Raw genomic sequence first — 14910 nt, 5'->3', positions numbered from 1 at the left:
CGAGGGTGGCGACCGGACGATGGACGAGACCGGGCCCGCACAACCGCTGCCGTACGAAGGCGTCTGGCGGTTCACCGCGCCCGCGGTCGACGCCTCGGTCCCGCAGGCCCGGCACGCCGTCCGGGATCTCCTGGTACGCCAGGGCGTGCCCGTCTCCGACGACGTGGCCCACGGCCTGCTGCTGATCGTCTCGGAGCTGGTCACGAACGCCGTCCGGCACGCCGCGGTGCTGTCACCGACGCTCGCCGTGGAGGTCGCCGTGGGACCCGAGTGGGTCCGGGTGTCCGTGGAGGACAGCCACCCCTACCGCCCGACCGCCCTGGAGACGGACCACGGCCGGACGGGCGGACGCGGACTGCTCCTGGTCCGGGAGATCACCCGGGAGGCGGGCGGGGCGTGCGACGTGGTCCACACGGCGAGCGGCGGCAAGGTGATCTGGGCCGCCCTGCCGCTCAAGCACGCCCCGCGGTAGCGGGCCCGCTCACCAGCCGGCGGACGGTCCCGTCAGCTCCCGGACGGCGGGCCGGGCCGCGTCCAGCACCGTCATGAACCATGCCGAGAAGGTGTCCTTCGCGTGCCGCGCGGTCAGCTCGTCCGGGGTCACGAAGACCGTCTCGGCGACCTCCTCCGCATCGGGCCGCAGCGGTGCCTGCACCAGGCCGACGAACAGGTGGTTGTACTCCTGCTCGACCAGCCCCGAGGCCGGGTCCGGGTGGTTGTAACGCACCGTGCCCGCCTCGGCGAGCAGCGACGGCGAGACACCGAGCTCCTCGAACGTCCGCCGGGCCGCGGCGGCGAACGGCGCCTCCCCGGGGTAGGGATGACCGCAGCAGGTGTTGGACCACACGCCGGGGGAGTGGTACTTGCCCAGGGCACGCTGCTGGAGCAGCAGCCGGCCGCGCTCGTCGAAGAGGAACACGGAGAAGGCGCGGTGCAGCTGCCCCGGCGGCTGGTGCGCGGCGAGCTTCTCCGCGGTACCGACCGTCACGCCGTTCTCGTCGACCAGTTCCAACAAGATCGCGTCTGCGGTGCCGTTCGACGAACTGTGCGTCGCGGTGGCAGGAGTGATCGGCATACCCATCCTTCACATCGGTCCTCGCGCCCCAAGTGTGCCCCACGCGTTCGGTACTCCCGGCACTTCCCGGCACACCCGCATGTCCCGCGCGGTGGCGCGGGCTGCGGCCGTCACCGGTCGAGTACCGAGGGGGCCCGATGGAAGATCGTGCCCGGCGTCACCCACCGGGAACCGCCCGGGGCACGGCCCGGGGGAGCGCCCGGGAGGGCGGGCGGCGGAGGACCGGCGGACGGCGGCATTCCCCGGCGCGCACCGCACCTGTCCACGCCCCCCGCACCTGTCCACGCCGCCCGGCACCCGTCCACGGCCCGGCACCCGTCCACGGCCCGGCACCCGTCCACGGCCCCGCCCCCGCACGGCGGCCCCACCGGCGACACGGTGCCCGGCCCGGACTCAGTGGCACAGCCGCGCCTCGTGTTCCGCGTGCCCGCTGGGCTCCAGCTGGAAGGTGCAGTGCTCCACGTCGAAGTGGTCCCCCAGGCACCCCTGCAGCTCGTGCAGCATCTTCTCGTGGCCGATCGCGCTCAGCGCCTCGCCGCTCACCACCACGTGCGCGGAGAGCACCGGCATGCCCGACGTGATGGTCCACGCGTGCAGGTCGTGCACGTCCTCGACGCCGTCCAGCGCCAGTATGTGGGCGCGCACCTCGGCGATGTCCACGCCCTTCGGCGCCGCCTCCAGCAGCACGTCCAGCGTCTCGCGCAGCAGCCGCCACGTGCGCGGCACGATCATCAGGCCGATCACCAGGGACGCGATCGGGTCGGCCGGCTGCCAGCCCGTGCCCAGGATCACCAGCGCCGAGACGATCACCGCCAGGGAGCCCAGCGCGTCCGCCGCCACCTCCAGGAAGGCGCCCCGCACGTTCAGGCTCTCCTTCTGGCCGCGCATCAGCAGCGTCAGCGACACCATGTTCGCCACCAGGCCGACCGCACCGAAGACGACGGTCAGCCCGCCCGCGGTGCCGGCCGGTGTGATGAACCGCTCGATCGCCTCGTACAGGACGTACCCGCCGACCCCGAGCAGCAGCACACAGTTCGCCAGGGCCGCGAGGATCTCCGCGCGGGCGTAGCCGAAGGTGCGCCGGTCGCTGGGCGGCCGTCCCGCGAAGTGGATCGCCAGCAGCGCCATGCCCAGCCCGAGGGCGTCCGTCGCCATGTGCGCCGCGTCGGCGACGAGCGCGAGCGAGTCGGCGAGCACACCGCCGACGATCTCGACGACCATGACGGTGAGCGTGATCGCCAGCGCGGCCCGCAGCCTGCCGCGGTACGCGGCCGTCGCCGTACCGCCGCCGTGCGCGCCGTGCGCGTGCCCGTGATCGTGCCCAGCCCCCATGGAAGCCGCCTCCCTCGTCTGCGGAACCTCAGTCAACTACGGGTGGGGGGTATGGGGCAACGCGGCACTGAACACCGTTGTCATCTGCTCTGACCTGCGGAAACGTTACGCAGGTCAGAGCGTCGCCCGGCCGCGGTGCCCAGCCGGACGAGGCGCCCGCACCCGCGCGTCCGATCACCGTTCTGACCCTCCGCGCACGTCCCTCGACACTGGGCGATGCCCTCGATGTCCGTTTGGGGAGGGCGGTTTGTGGGGCGGGCCCCGAATCCCTGATGATGATCGCGGCCGAGGCGGGTGCACGTGGCGTCGACCGTCCGTGAAACGGGCGGTGAACACGGTGTTCCAGGCATCCGATAACCTCTGCCGTCATGCCGCCCGGGTGCCCCAGGCACGGGCGCTCCACCATGCACAGGACCGGCGCACTGGCGCCGGCACCAGGGAGTGAGTTCGGTTGTCGACCGCCATCCTCACCGGCCAGCCGGTCCCCGGTTCGTCCGTCGAGAGCGAGCTGCGGTCCCTCGGCTTCGACGTACGGCTCGCCTCCGACACGGCCGACGCCGAGACGCTGCTGGCCCAGGTACCGGGCGGGGAGCGGGTCGCCGTGGTCGACGCCCGCTTCGTGGGCCATCCGCACGCCCTGCGCCTCGGCCTCACCGACCCCCGTTTCCCGCTCGCCGCCATCCCCGGCGCCGTGACCGCCCAGCCGGACGCCCGCCAGGCCCTCACCCGCGCGATGGCCCGGGAGAGCTCCGCGGGCGGCGGTTCGACGCCGGCCGCCGACAGCCTCGCCGACCGGATCGCCACCGCGCTCGACGCCGACGGCTCCGACGTGCACCGGCCGGAACTCGGCAGTCTCGTCGCCGTCGTCCCCGCCGACCCGCAGGCCCGCAACGAGGCGCGGCAGGCCGTCGCGTCCGTCGACGACGAGGCCGTACGCCTGAAGTCGGCGGTCAAGGCCCGTGACGGCTTCGTCACCACCTTCTTCATCAGCCCCTACTCCCGCTACATCGCCCGCTGGTGCGCGCGGCGCGGACTGACCCCCAATCAGGTCACCACGGCCTCGCTGCTCACCGCGCTCATAGCGGCGGGCTGCGCGGCCACCGGCACCCGCGGCGGCTTCGTCGCCGCCGGCGTCCTGCTGATCGCCTCCTTCGTCCTCGACTGCACCGACGGGCAGCTCGCCCGCTACTCCCTGCAGTACTCCACGCTCGGCGCCTGGCTGGACGCCACCTTCGATCGCGCCAAGGAGTACGCCTACTACGCGGGCCTCGCGCTCGGCGCCGCCCGCGGCGGCCACGACGACGTATGGGCCCTCGCGCTCGGCGCCATGGTCCTCCAGACCTGCCGGCACGTCGTGGACTTCTCCTTCAACGAGGCCAACCACGACGCCACCGCCAACACGAGCCCCACCGCGGCCCTCTCCGACAAGCTCGACAGCGTCGGCTGGACGGTCTGGGTGCGCCGCATGATCGTCCTGCCCATCGGCGAACGCTGGGCCATGATCGCCGTGCTGACCGCGGCCACCACCCCCCGGATCACCTTCTACGCGCTGCTGATCGGCTGCGCGTTCGCCGCGACGTACACCACGGCCGGCCGCGTCCTGCGCTCGCTGACCCGCAGGGCCACCCGGACCGACCGCGCGGCCGGGGCGCTGGCCGACCTCGCCGACTCCGGCCCGCTCGCCGAGGCCGTCGCCGCGGGCCTGCGCGCGCCCGCCCGCCGGCTGCCCGGCTTCACCGCACCCGCCGTCGCCCTCCTCGGCGGCCTCGCCGTCGTCGCGACGGCCGCCCTCACCGACTTCGGCGGACCCTGGCCGGCCGTCGCGGCGGTCGTCTACGTGCTGACGTCCGCGCTCGCCGTCGCGCGCCCCCTCAAGGGCGCCCTCGACTGGCTGGTCCCGCCCTTCCTGCGCGCCGCCGAATACGGCACCGTGCTCGCCCTGGCGGCGAAAGCGGACGTGAACGGGGCGCTTCCGGCGGCTTTCGGGCTGGTGGCCGCGGTCGCCTACCATCACTACGACACGGTCTACCGCATCCGCGGCAACGCGGGTGCGCCCCCGCACTGGCTGGTGCGGGCGATCGGGGGGCACGAGGGCCGCACGCTGCTGGTCACGGTGCTGGCCGTGCTGCTCACCGCCTCCGGTTTCAAGGTCGCGCTCACGGTCCTCGCCGTGGCCGTCGCCCTCGTGGTGCTCGTCGAGAGCATCCGTTTCTGGGTCGCCGCCCACAAGGTCGGCGCACCCGCCGTACACGACGAAGGAGAACCCGCATGATCGGCCTCGTGCTGGCGGCCGGCGCCGGACGCCGTCTGCGCCCCTACACCGACACCCTGCCCAAGGCACTGGTCCCGGTCGGCCCCGAGGGCGCGGAGGACGACATCACGGTGCTGGACCTGACCCTGGGCAACTTCGCCGAGGTCGGCCTCACCGAGGTCGGGGTGATCGTCGGGTACCGCAAGGAGGCCGTGTACGAGCGCAAGGAGGCGCTGGAGCAGAAGTACGGCGTCAAGCTCACCCTCATCGACAACGACAAGGCCGAGGAGTGGAACAACGCCTACTCCCTGTGGTGCGGCCGTGACGCCCTCAAGGACGGCGTGATCCTCGCCAACGGCGACACCGTGCACCCGGTCTCCGTCGAGAAGACCCTGCTCGCCGCCCGCGGCGACGGCAAGAAGATCATCCTGGCGCTGGACACGGTGAAGTCCCTCGCCGAGGAGGAGATGAAGGTCGTCGTCGACCCCGACAAGGGCGTCCAGCGCATCACCAAGCTGATGGACCCGGCCGAGGCGACCGGCGAGTACATCGGCGTCACCCTCATCGAGGGCGAGGCCGCCGTGGAGCTGGCCGACGCCCTGAAGACCACGTTCGAGCGCGACCCGCAGCTGTACTACGAGGACGGGTACCAGGAGCTGGTCAACCGCGGCTTCCGGATCGACGTGGAGCCCATCGGCGACGTCAAGTGGGTCGAGATCGACAACCACGACGACCTCGCCAAGGGACGGGAGATCGCGTGCCAGTACTGACGAGGCTCATCCCCTCGCCGCTCGTCGTCGACATCCGGCCGGGGGCGCTCGACGACCTGGCCGCGATCCTCTCCGACGAGCGGATCTCGCCCTCCGGGCGACTGGCCTTCGCCATCAGCAACGGCTCCGGCCAGGTGCTGCGGGACCGGTTCGGTCCGGCCTTCCCGGGCGCCGACTGGTTCGCGGACGCCGACGGCACCATCGACGGCGCCGTCCGGCTCGCCGACTCCATCAAGAAGGCCGGCCGCTACGACGCGGTGGTCGGAGTCGGCGGCGGCAAGGTCATCGACTGCGCCAAGTACGCGGCGGCCCGGGTGGGCCTGCCGTTGGTCGCGGTGGCCACCAACCTGGCCAACGACGGGCTGTGCTCGCCGGTCGCCACCCTCGACAACGACGCGGGCCGCGGCTCCTACGGGGTGCCCAACCCGATCGGCATCGTCATCGACCTCGACGTGATCCGCGAGGCACCGGTGCGCTACGTCCGGGCCGGCATCGGCGACGTGATCTGCAAGATCTCCGCCGTGGCCGACTGGGAGCTGTCGCACCGCGAGACCGGTGAGAAGGTCGACGGCCTGGCCGCCGCGATGGCCCGCCAGGCCGCCGAGGCGGTGCTGCGCCACCCCGGCGGGACAGGGGACGACTCGTTCCTGACGACACTGGCCGAGTCGCTCGTGCTGTGCGGCATCTCGATGTCGGTGGCCGGGGACAGCCGTCCGGCCTCGGGCGCCTGCCACGAGATCAGCCACGCGTTCGACCTGCGGTTCCCCAAGCGCAGCGCGCTCCACGGCGAGCAGTGCGGCCTCGGCGGCGCCTTCGCCACGTTCCTGCGCGGCGACCGGGAGACGGCCGGGCAGATGGCCGACGTACTGCGCCACCACGGGCTGCCCGTCCTGCCGGGCGAGATCGGTTTCGACCTGGACGAGTTCGTGGAGGCGGTCGACTTCGCCCCCCAGACCCGGCCCGGCCGCTACACGATCCTCGAACACCTCGACCTCACGACCGACCAGATCAAGGACATGTACGCCGACTATGTCAAGGCCATCGGTAGCTGAACTACGCCCGGTCGTCCATCCCGCGGGGGTCAAGGACCGGCGCAGCGGTGAGCACTGGGCGGGACGCCTCTACATGCGCGAGGTCTCGCTGCGGATCGACCGCTACCTGGTGAACACCAGGATCACGCCCAACCAGCTCACGTACCTGATGACCGTCTGCGGCGTCCTCGCGGCACCGGCGCTGCTGGTGCCGGGGATCACGGGCGCCGTGCTCGGCGTGGTGGCGGTCCAGCTGTACCTGCTGCTGGACTGCGTCGACGGCGAGGTCGCGCGCTGGAAGAAGCAGTACTCGCTCGGCGGCGTCTACCTCGACCGCGTCGGTGCCTACCTGACCGACGCCGCGGTCCTGGTCGGGCTCGGCCTGCGCGCCGCCGACCTCTGGGGCACCGGACGGATCGACTGGCTGTGGGCCTTCCTGGGCACCCTGGCCGCCCTCGGCGCCATCCTGATCAAGGCCGAGACCGACCTGGTCGGCGTCGCCCGCCACCAGGCCGGGATGGAGCCGGTCAAGGAGGCCGCGTCCGAGCCGCGCTCCTCCGGCATGGCGCTGGCCCGCCGGGCCGCCGGGGCGCTGAAGTTCCACCGGCTGATCCTCGGCATCGAGGCGTCCCTGCTCATCCTCGTCCTCGCGATCGTCGACGAGAGCCGGGGCGACCTGTTCTTCACCCGGCTCGGCACCGCCGTGCTCGCCGGCATCGCCCTCCTGCAGAGCCTGCTGCACCTGGTGTCCGTCCTCGCCTCCAGCAGGCTCAAGTGAGCGCGGCCATGAAGGTCGGCGCCGTCGTCATCACGATGGGCAACCGCCCCGAGGAGTTGCGCGCCCTGCTCGACTCGGTCGCCGGGCAGGACGGCGACCCGGTCGAGGTGGTCGTGGTCGGCAACGGCTCGCCCGTGCCGGAGGTGCCCGCCGGCGTCCGCACCGTCGAGCTGCCGGAGAACCTGGGCATCCCCGGCGGCCGCAACGTCGGCATCGAGGCCTTCGGCCCCAGCGGCACCGATGTCGACGTCCTGCTCTTCCTCGACGACGACGGGCTGCTCGCCCGCAGCGACACCGCCGAGCTGTGCCGCAAGGCGTTCGTGGACGACCCGGAGCTCGGCATCATCAGCTTCCGCATCGCCGACCCGGACACCGGCGAGACCCAGCGCCGGCACGTGCCGCGGCTGCGGGCCTCCGACCCGATGCGCTCCTCCCGGGTGACCACCTTCCTCGGCGGCGCCAACGCCGTCCGCACCCGCGTCCTCGCGGAGGTCGGCAACCTGCCGGGCGAATTCTTCTACGCCCACGAGGAGACCGACCTGGCCTGGCGGGCCCTCGATGCCGGCTGGATGATCGACTACCGCTCCGACATGGTGCTGTACCACCCGACGACGGCGCCCTCGCGGCACGCGGTCTACCACCGCATGGTGGCCCGCAACCGCGTCTGGCTCGCCCGCCGCAACCTCCCCGCGCTCCTCGTACCGGTCTACCTCGGGGTGTGGCTGCTGCTGACGCTGCTGCGCCGGCCCTCGGGCCCGGCCCTGAAGGCCTGGTTCGGCGGGTTCCGGGAGGGCTGGGCAAGCCCGTGCGGTCCTCGCCGCCCCATGAAGTGGCGTACGGTGTGGCGGCTGACCCGGCTGGGCCGGCCTCCGGTGATCTGACAAGCTCGTATCCCGAGAGCACCAGGCCCTCCGAGGCCGACGGGCTCGTGCCGGGTCCGAACCGGCCACGCACCGACGAAGACGAAAGTTTCCACTAGTGAGTGAGACAACGCACGACGGCACGGTCGCCACGACCAGGCCCGTGTCGCCCGACGAGGGCCTCACGGCGGCACGGCTCGCCGCGAAGTACGGGCTGTCCCAGAGCGGCGCCCGGCCGTCCCTCGTCGAGTACGTCCGTCAGCTCTGGAGCCGGCGGCACTTCATCCTCGCCTTCTCCCAGGCGAAGCTGACCGCCCAGTACAGCCAGGCCAAGCTCGGCCAGGTGTGGCAGGTGGCCACGCCCCTGCTGAACGCGCTGGTCTACTACCTGATCTTCGGCCTGATCCTGGACGCGGGCCGGGGCATGGCGAAGGACGTGTACATCCCGTTCCTGGTGACGGGCATCTTCGTCTTCACCTTCACGCAGTCCTCGGCGATGGCCGGCGTCCGCGCGATCTCCGGCAACCTGGGCCTGGTGCGGGCCCTGCACTTCCCGCGCGCCTCGCTGCCGGTCTCCTTCGCGCTCCAGCAGCTCCAGCAGCTGCTCTTCTCGATGATCGTGCTCTTCATCGTGGCCGTGGCCTTCGGCAGCTATCCCACCCTGTCCTGGGTGCTGATCGTCCCGGCGCTCGCCCTGCAGTTCCTCTTCAACGCCGGTCTCGCGCTGATCGTGGCGCGGATGGGGGCGAAGACGCCGGACCTGGCGCAGCTGATGCCGTTCATCATGCGGACCTGGATGTACGCCTCCGGCGTCATGTTCTCCATCCCGGTCATGCTGAAGGACAAGCCGTCCTGGATCGCCGACGTGCTCCAGTGGAACCCGGCGGCCGTCTACATGGACCTGATGCGCTTCGCGCTGATCGACGGCTACGGCTCCGACAACCTCCCGCCGCACGTGTGGGCGGTGGCGGCCGGCTGGGCCGTCCTCGCCGTGGCCGGCGGCTTCGTGTACTTCTGGAAGGCTGAGGAGAGGTACGGCCGTGGCTGAGCAGCAGCAGGACGAGCGGGTGCCGACGGTCATCGCGGACGACGTCCACATCGTCTACCGCGTCAACGGCGCCAAGACCGGCAAGGGCAGCGCCACCGCGGCCCTCAGCCGCATCGTGAAGCGGGGCTCCGACGACGCGGCGCGCGGGGTGCGCAAGGTGCACGCCGTGCGGGGTGTCTCCTTCGTCGCCTACCGGGGCGAGGCCATAGGCCTGATCGGTTCCAACGGCTCCGGCAAGTCGACGCTGCTGCGGGCCATCGCGGGCCTGCTGCCCGCCGAGAAGGGCAAGGTCTACACCGACGGTCAGCCCTCCCTGCTCGGCGTGAACGCGGCCCTGATGAACGATCTGACCGGCGAGCGGAACGTCATCCTGGGCGGACTCGCCATGGGCATGAGCCGCGAGCAGATCAAGGCCCGCTACCAGGAGATCGTCGACTTCTCCGGCATCAACGAGAAGGGTGACTTCATCACCCTGCCGATGCGCACCTACTCCTCCGGCATGGCGGCCCGGCTGCGCTTCTCCATCGCCGCCGCCAAGGACCACGACGTCCTCATGATCGACGAGGCGCTGGCCACCGGCGACCGCAAGTTCCAGACCCGCTCCGAGGAGCGCATCCGCGAGCTGCGCAAGGAGGCCGGCACCGTCTTCCTGGTCAGCCACAACAACAAGTCCATCCGCGACACCTGCAACCGCGTCCTGTGGCTGGAACGCGGCGAACTGCGCATGGACGGGCCGACCGACGAGGTCCTCAAGGAGTACGAGAAGTTCACGGGCAAGTAGCCCGACACGCCCGGGGCCCCGCCGGAACTGTTCCGGCGGGGCCCCGCGTCTGCAAAGGAAGCGTCAACTCCTGGCCGTACTAGGAATCTTGAAGCCGATCGGTGTGTTGTGGTGATGCGCAGAGCACCCCGGCGGAACTCGGTGAGTTGTACAACGTAAGCTGTACCGGTCCCGAAACGCGGCACATGGGGCGATAATGCCCGTCACCCTCGAGCGGGCCTGCCGCGCGGGCGGCCGGGCGGCGTGTCCGAAATAGTGTGTATTGGGTCGGCAGTGTAGAACGGGAGATGTGACGGCAATGGCTACGGAAACTCCCCTGCTCCGCGAAGCGTGTGCCGTCCCCGTCCCGGGCAGCCGGCGATGACGCTGACCGACACGGCGCACGCCGTCGACCCGGAGCGCGGCACGCTCGACAAGGCCGCGAGCGAGAACTTCCCCGTGGCCCCCTTCTTCCTGCCCCGCGACTGGCGCACCGACCTCATGGCCGTCTACGGCTTCGCCCGTCTGGTCGACGACATCGGCGACGGCGACCTGGCCCCCGGCGGCGCCGACGCCCGCCTCCTCGGCGTCCCCGGCGACAGCGCCGGCGACCGGCTGCTGATGCTGGACGCCTTCGAGGCCGACCTGCGCAGCGTCTTCGACGGCACGCCCCGCCACCCGCTGCTGCGGCGCCTGCAGCCCACCGTGCGCCGCCGCTCGCTCACCCCCGAGCCGTTCCTCGGTCTCATCGCCGCCAACCGCCAGGACCAGCTGGTCGGCCGGTACGAGACCTATGACGACCTGCTGGCCTACTGCGAGCTGTCCGCCAACCCGGTCGGCCGCCTCGTCCTCGCCGTCACCGGTACCTCGACCCCCGAGCGGGTCCGCCACTCCGACCGGATCTGCACGGCCCTGCAGATCGTCGAACACCTCCAGGACGTCGCCGAGGACCTCACCCGGGACCGCGTCTACCTGCCCGCCGAGGACATGAAGCGCTTCCACGTGCGGGAGGCGGACCTCGCCGCACCCACCGCGGGCGCCTCGGTGCGCGCCCTGATCGCCTTCGAGGCCGGACGCGCCCGCGACCTGCTGGACGAGGGCGCCCCCCTGGTCGGCAGCGTCCACGGAAGGCTGAGGCTGCTGCTCGCGGGATTCGTGGCCGGGGGACGAGCGGCCATCGGGGCGATCACCGCCGCCGGACACGACGTGCTTCCCGGCCCGCCCAAGCCCGGTAAGGTCCGGTTGCTGCGCGAGGTGGGCGCGACCCTGCGAGGAGAGGGGTGATCCGGACCGTGGAGTCGTCACACGTGTCCGCACCGGTACTCGCCGCGTACAGCTACTGCGAGACCGTCACCGGACAGCAGGCCCGGAACTTCGCCTACGGCATCCGGCTCCTGCCCACGCCCAAGCGCCGGGCGATGTCGGCGCTCTACGCGTTCTCGCGCCGCGTCGACGACATCGGCGACGGGGATCTCGTGCCCGACGTCAAGGTCGCCCGGCTCGAGGAGACCCGGGCGCTGCTCGGCCGCGTCCAGGAGGGCGCGGTCGACGAGGACGACACCGACCCCGTGGCCGTCGCCCTGACCCACGCCGCGCGGCAGTTCCCGATCCCGCTGGGCGGACTGGACGAACTGATCGACGGCGTCCAGATGGACCTGCGGGGCGAGACCTACGAGACCTGGGACGACCTGAAGGTCTACTGCCGCTGCGTGGCCGGTGCCATCGGACGCCTCTCGCTCGGTGTCTTCGGCACCGAACCGGGGGCGCGCGGCGCCGAGCGCGCGCCCGAGTACGCCGACACGCTCGGGCTCGCGCTCCAGCTCACCAACATCCTCCGGGACGTCCGTGAGGACGCGGAGGACGGCCGCACCTACCTGCCCGCCGACGACCTCGCCAAGTTCGGCTGCTCGGCCGGATTCGGCGGGCCGGTGCCACCGGTGGGCTCCGACTTCGCGGGCCTCGTGCACTTCGAGGTGCGCCGTGCCCGGGCCCTGTTCGCCGAGGGCTACCGCCTGCTGCCGATGCTCGACCGGCGCAGCGGCGCCTGTGTCGCCGCCATGGCCGGCATCTACCGCCGCCTCCTGGACCGCATCGAGCGCGACCCGGAGGCCGTGCTGCGCGGCCGGGTCTCGCTGCCCGGACGCGAGAAGGCCTACGTCGCCGTGCGCGGCCTGTCCGGGCTGGACACCCGCCACGTGGCCCGGCGGACCGTCAGGAGGCGCCCGTGAGAAGCGCACCGGTCCACCGCGCCGCTCCCGGCGGGGAACGGCGGGCAACCCTCCGGTGGCGAAGGGCGTCCCTGACTGAGACGGTCTGCCGTACGGCGTTCACACACCACGGCGACCGGGCAGGGAAAGGTGCACGATGACCCACGGCAACGGCACGCGTGACCACGGGCCGCTCACGGACGCCTCCGCCGTCCCGGCCGGCAGACACGCCGTCGTGGTCGGCGGCGGACTCGCCGGTGTCACCGCCGCGCTCGCCCTCGCCGACGCAGGGGTCCGCGTCACCCTTCTGGAGGGACGGCCCCGACTGGGCGGGCTCGCCTTCTCCTTCCGGCGCGGCGACCTGACCGTCGACAACGGCCAGCACGTGTACCTGCGCTGCTGCACCGCCTACCGCTGGTTCCTCGACCGCATCGAGGGGACGGCGCTCGCTCCGGTGCAGGAACGTCTCGACGTGCCCGTCGTCGACCTGGCCCGGCCCGAGGGACGACGGCTCGGCCGGCTGCGGCGCGACGCGCTGCCCGTACCCCTGCACCTGGGGCGCAGCCTCGCCACGTATCCGCACCTCTCGCTCGCCGAGCGCGCCCGGGTCGGCCGCGCCGCGCTCGCGCTCAGGCAGCTCGACCTCACCGATCCGGCGCTGGACAGCCAGGACTTCGGCAGCTGGTTGACCGCGCACGGTCAGTCGCCGCGTGCCGTCGAGGCCCTGTGGGACCTGGTCGGGGTCGCCACCCTCAACGCGGCCGCCGGCGACGCCTCCCTCGGGCTCGCCGCGATGGTGTTCAAGACCGGCCTGCTGTCCGACCCGGGCGCGGCCGACATCGGCTGGGCCCGCGTGCCGCTGGGCGAACTGCACGACCGGCTGGCCCGCAAGGCGCTCGACTCCGCGGGCGTCCGTACCGAGGTCCGTACACGCGTCACCTCCGTCCTCGGATACGGGAACGGGCAGTGGAGCGTTCAGGTCCCCGGAGAAACGCTTCTGGCGGACGCCGTCGTCCTCGCCGTCCCGCAGCGCGAGGCGCACGAACTCCTGCCCCCGGGAGCGCTCGACGCCCCCGGGCAGCTGCTGGAGATCGGGACCGCCCCGATCCTCAACGTCCACGTGGTCTACGACCGGAAGGTGCTCGCCACGCCCTTCCTCACGGCGCTCGGCACCCCGGTGCAGTGGGTGTTCGACCGCACCGAGGCCTCCGGCCTGGAGGACGGCCAGTACCTGGCACTGTCCCAGTCGACCGCGCAGGACGAGATCGACACACCCGTGGCCACGCTGCGCGAGCGCTACCTGCCCGAACTGGAGCGGCTGCTGCCCCGCGCCCGGGGCGCCGAGGTGAGGGACTTCTTCGTGACCAGGGAGCGCACCGCGACCTTCGCGCCCGCCCCCGGTGTCGGCCGGCTCAGGCCCGGCGCCCGCACCAAGGCACCCGGCCTGTACCTGGCCGGAGCGTGGACCGCCACCGGGTGGCCCGCGACCATGGAGAGTGCCGTCCGCAGCGGTGTCGGGGCGGCGGGAGCCGCGCTCGCCGCCCTGGGCCGGTCCCGCGACCGCCTTCCCGATTTCGAGGAGGCGGCATGAGAACCGATCCGCGTGGGACCGACTCCCGCACTCCCGGTACCGCAACTGGAGGAAAGACTGTGTCCACTGTGCCCCCGGCCCCGAAGGCCGATCGACGGACCACGGTGGACGTCGCCGCGCTCCTGGAGCGGGGCCGGACGCTGGCCACGCCGGTCCTGCGAGCGGCCGTCGACCGCCTGGCACCTCCCATGGACACCGTCGCCGCGTACCACTTCGGCTGGATCGACGCCCAGGGCAACCCCGCGGACGGCGACGGCGGCAAGGCCGTCCGTCCCGCGCTCGCGGTGCTCTCCGCCGAGGTCACCGGCGCCGCGCCCGAGGCCGGGGTGCCCGGCGCGGTCGCCGTGGAACTGGTGCACAACTTCTCCCTCCTGCACGACGACCTGATGGACGGAGACGAACAGCGCCGCCACCGGGACACCGTCTGGAAGGTGCACGGCCCCGCCCAGGCCATCCTGGTCGGCGACGCCCTGTTCGCCCTGGCCAACGAGGTGCTGCTGGAGCTCGGCACCGTCGACGCCGGCCGCGCCACCCGCCGTCTCACCCGCGCCTCCCGCGCCCTGATCGACGGTCAGGCCCAGGACATCTCCTACGAGCACCGCGACCGGGTCAGCGTCGAGGAGTGCCTGGAGATGGAGGGCAACAAGACCGGCGCCCTGCTCGCCGTCGCCAGCTCCATCGGCGCGGTCCTCGGCGGCGCCGACGAGCACACCGCCGACACGCTGGAGAGGTACGGCTACCACCTCGGCCTGGCCTTCCAGGCCGTCGACGACCTCCTCGGCATCTGGGGAGACCCGGACGCCACCGGCAAGCAGACCTGGAGCGACCTGCGCCAGCGCAAGAAGTCCCTCCCGGTCGTGGCCGCCCTGGCCGCGGGCGGCCCCGCCTCCGAGCGACTCGGCGAGATCCTCGCCGCCGACGCCAAGAGCAGCGACTTCGCGAACTTCTCCGAGGAGGAGTTCGCGGCCCGTGCCGCCCTCATCGAGGAGGCGGGCGGGCGCGAGTGGACCGCCGACGAGGCGCGCCGCCAGCACACCATCGCCATCGAAGCCCTCGACACCGTCGACATGCCCGACCGGGTACGGGACCGGTTCACGGCGCTCGCGGACTTCGTCGTCGTACGAAAGAGATGATCATTATCGGTCGAATAGCCCTCGCGTAGTCGCCGGCCGGTGTCGCGGGAACACGAGCACCGGCCGACGGCGGA

15 protein-coding genes are annotated in these 14910 nt (G+C 72.3%); 13 read left to right on the top strand and 2 right to left on the bottom strand.

The features are described from left to right. Window positions 1-19 precede the first annotated feature (19 nt). Window positions 20-472: an ATP-binding protein gene (locus ACGF3H_RS08940; RefSeq protein WP_362488448.1), complete on the top strand. Its 453-nt coding sequence runs from the start codon at window positions 20-22 to the stop codon at window positions 470-472. Between the two features lie 9 nt (window positions 473-481). Here the strand turns inward: ACGF3H_RS08940 and idi are convergent, their stop codons facing one another. After that, on the bottom strand, window positions 482-1075 hold the full coding sequence (gene idi / locus ACGF3H_RS08935; protein ID WP_362488404.1) for an isopentenyl-diphosphate Delta-isomerase: 594 nt from the start codon (window positions 1073-1075) through the stop codon (window positions 482-484). Window positions 1076-1468: 393 nt separating this feature from the next. Next, on the bottom strand, window positions 1469-2407 hold the full coding sequence (locus tag ACGF3H_RS08930) for a cation diffusion facilitator family transporter (protein WP_362488406.1): 939 nt from the start codon (window positions 2405-2407) through the stop codon (window positions 1469-1471). Between the two features lie 451 nt (window positions 2408-2858). On the opposite strand from ACGF3H_RS08930, the gene ACGF3H_RS08925 reads away from it, so the two are divergent. From ACGF3H_RS08925 to ACGF3H_RS08870, 12 genes are all read left to right on the top strand, one after another. Next, window positions 2859-4679 (top strand): DUF5941 domain-containing protein, encoded by a 1821-nt coding sequence (locus ACGF3H_RS08925; RefSeq protein WP_362488408.1) that lies wholly within the window; start codon window positions 2859-2861, stop codon window positions 4677-4679. Further along, on the top strand, window positions 4676-5428 hold the full coding sequence (locus ACGF3H_RS08920; RefSeq protein WP_225635508.1) for a sugar phosphate nucleotidyltransferase: 753 nt from the start codon (window positions 4676-4678) through the stop codon (window positions 5426-5428). The genes ACGF3H_RS08925 and ACGF3H_RS08920 overlap by 4 nt, the downstream gene beginning before the upstream one ends. Next, window positions 5416-6480: an iron-containing alcohol dehydrogenase family protein gene (locus ACGF3H_RS08915; protein WP_362488410.1), complete on the top strand. Its 1065-nt coding sequence runs from the start codon at window positions 5416-5418 to the stop codon at window positions 6478-6480. The genes ACGF3H_RS08920 and ACGF3H_RS08915 overlap by 13 nt, the downstream gene beginning before the upstream one ends. Beyond that, the gene (locus tag ACGF3H_RS08910; RefSeq protein ID WP_362488412.1) at window positions 6458-7237 is read left to right on the top strand and encodes a CDP-alcohol phosphatidyltransferase family protein; all 780 of its coding nucleotides are present in this window, start codon (window positions 6458-6460) and stop codon (window positions 7235-7237) included. The genes ACGF3H_RS08915 and ACGF3H_RS08910 overlap by 23 nt, the downstream gene beginning before the upstream one ends. An 8-nt stretch (window positions 7238-7245) precedes the next feature. Next, complete coding sequence (locus tag ACGF3H_RS08905; RefSeq protein ID WP_362488450.1) at window positions 7246-8118, top strand: glycosyltransferase; 873 nt, start codon at window positions 7246-7248, stop codon at window positions 8116-8118. A gap of 97 nt (window positions 8119-8215) precedes the next feature. Next, entirely contained in the window at window positions 8216-9145 is a 930-nt protein-coding gene (locus ACGF3H_RS08900) for an ABC transporter permease (RefSeq protein WP_362488414.1), read from the top strand. Next, window positions 9138-9926 carry an ABC transporter ATP-binding protein gene (locus ACGF3H_RS08895; RefSeq protein ID WP_362488416.1) on the top strand — a complete coding sequence of 263 codons (789 nt, stop codon included), beginning with the start codon at window positions 9138-9140 and terminating at the stop codon, window positions 9924-9926. Before ACGF3H_RS08900 ends, ACGF3H_RS08895 begins: the two co-directional genes overlap by 8 nt. A 360-nt stretch (window positions 9927-10286) precedes the next feature. Beyond that, a complete protein-coding gene (gene hpnC / locus ACGF3H_RS08890) occupies window positions 10287-11189 on the top strand; it encodes a squalene synthase HpnC (RefSeq protein WP_362488418.1) in 903 nt (300 codons plus the stop codon). Next, the gene (hpnD, locus tag ACGF3H_RS08885; RefSeq protein WP_362488420.1) at window positions 11186-12133 is read left to right on the top strand and encodes a presqualene diphosphate synthase HpnD; all 948 of its coding nucleotides are present in this window, start codon (window positions 11186-11188) and stop codon (window positions 12131-12133) included. Before hpnC ends, hpnD begins: the two co-directional genes overlap by 4 nt. Beyond that, a complete protein-coding gene (locus ACGF3H_RS08880) occupies window positions 12130-12273 on the top strand; it encodes a DUF6380 family protein (protein WP_362488421.1) in 144 nt (47 codons plus the stop codon). Before hpnD ends, ACGF3H_RS08880 begins: the two co-directional genes overlap by 4 nt. Beyond that, window positions 12270-13703: a hydroxysqualene dehydroxylase HpnE gene (gene hpnE / locus ACGF3H_RS08875; protein ID WP_362488423.1), complete on the top strand. Its 1434-nt coding sequence runs from the start codon at window positions 12270-12272 to the stop codon at window positions 13701-13703. The genes ACGF3H_RS08880 and hpnE overlap by 4 nt, the downstream gene beginning before the upstream one ends. A 68-nt stretch (window positions 13704-13771) precedes the next feature. Next, window positions 13772-14836: a polyprenyl synthetase family protein gene (locus ACGF3H_RS08870; RefSeq protein ID WP_362488452.1), complete on the top strand. Its 1065-nt coding sequence runs from the start codon at window positions 13772-13774 to the stop codon at window positions 14834-14836. Window positions 14837-14910: the final 74 nt, after the last annotated feature.

It is taken from the genome of Streptomyces sp. NPDC048185, from assembly GCF_043202495.1.
Taxonomy (GTDB): Bacteria; Actinomycetota; Actinomycetes; order Streptomycetales; family Streptomycetaceae; genus Streptomyces.
The sequence above is the reverse complement of the archived record's forward strand: the minus strand, read 5'-3'. Positions and strand labels throughout refer to the sequence as shown.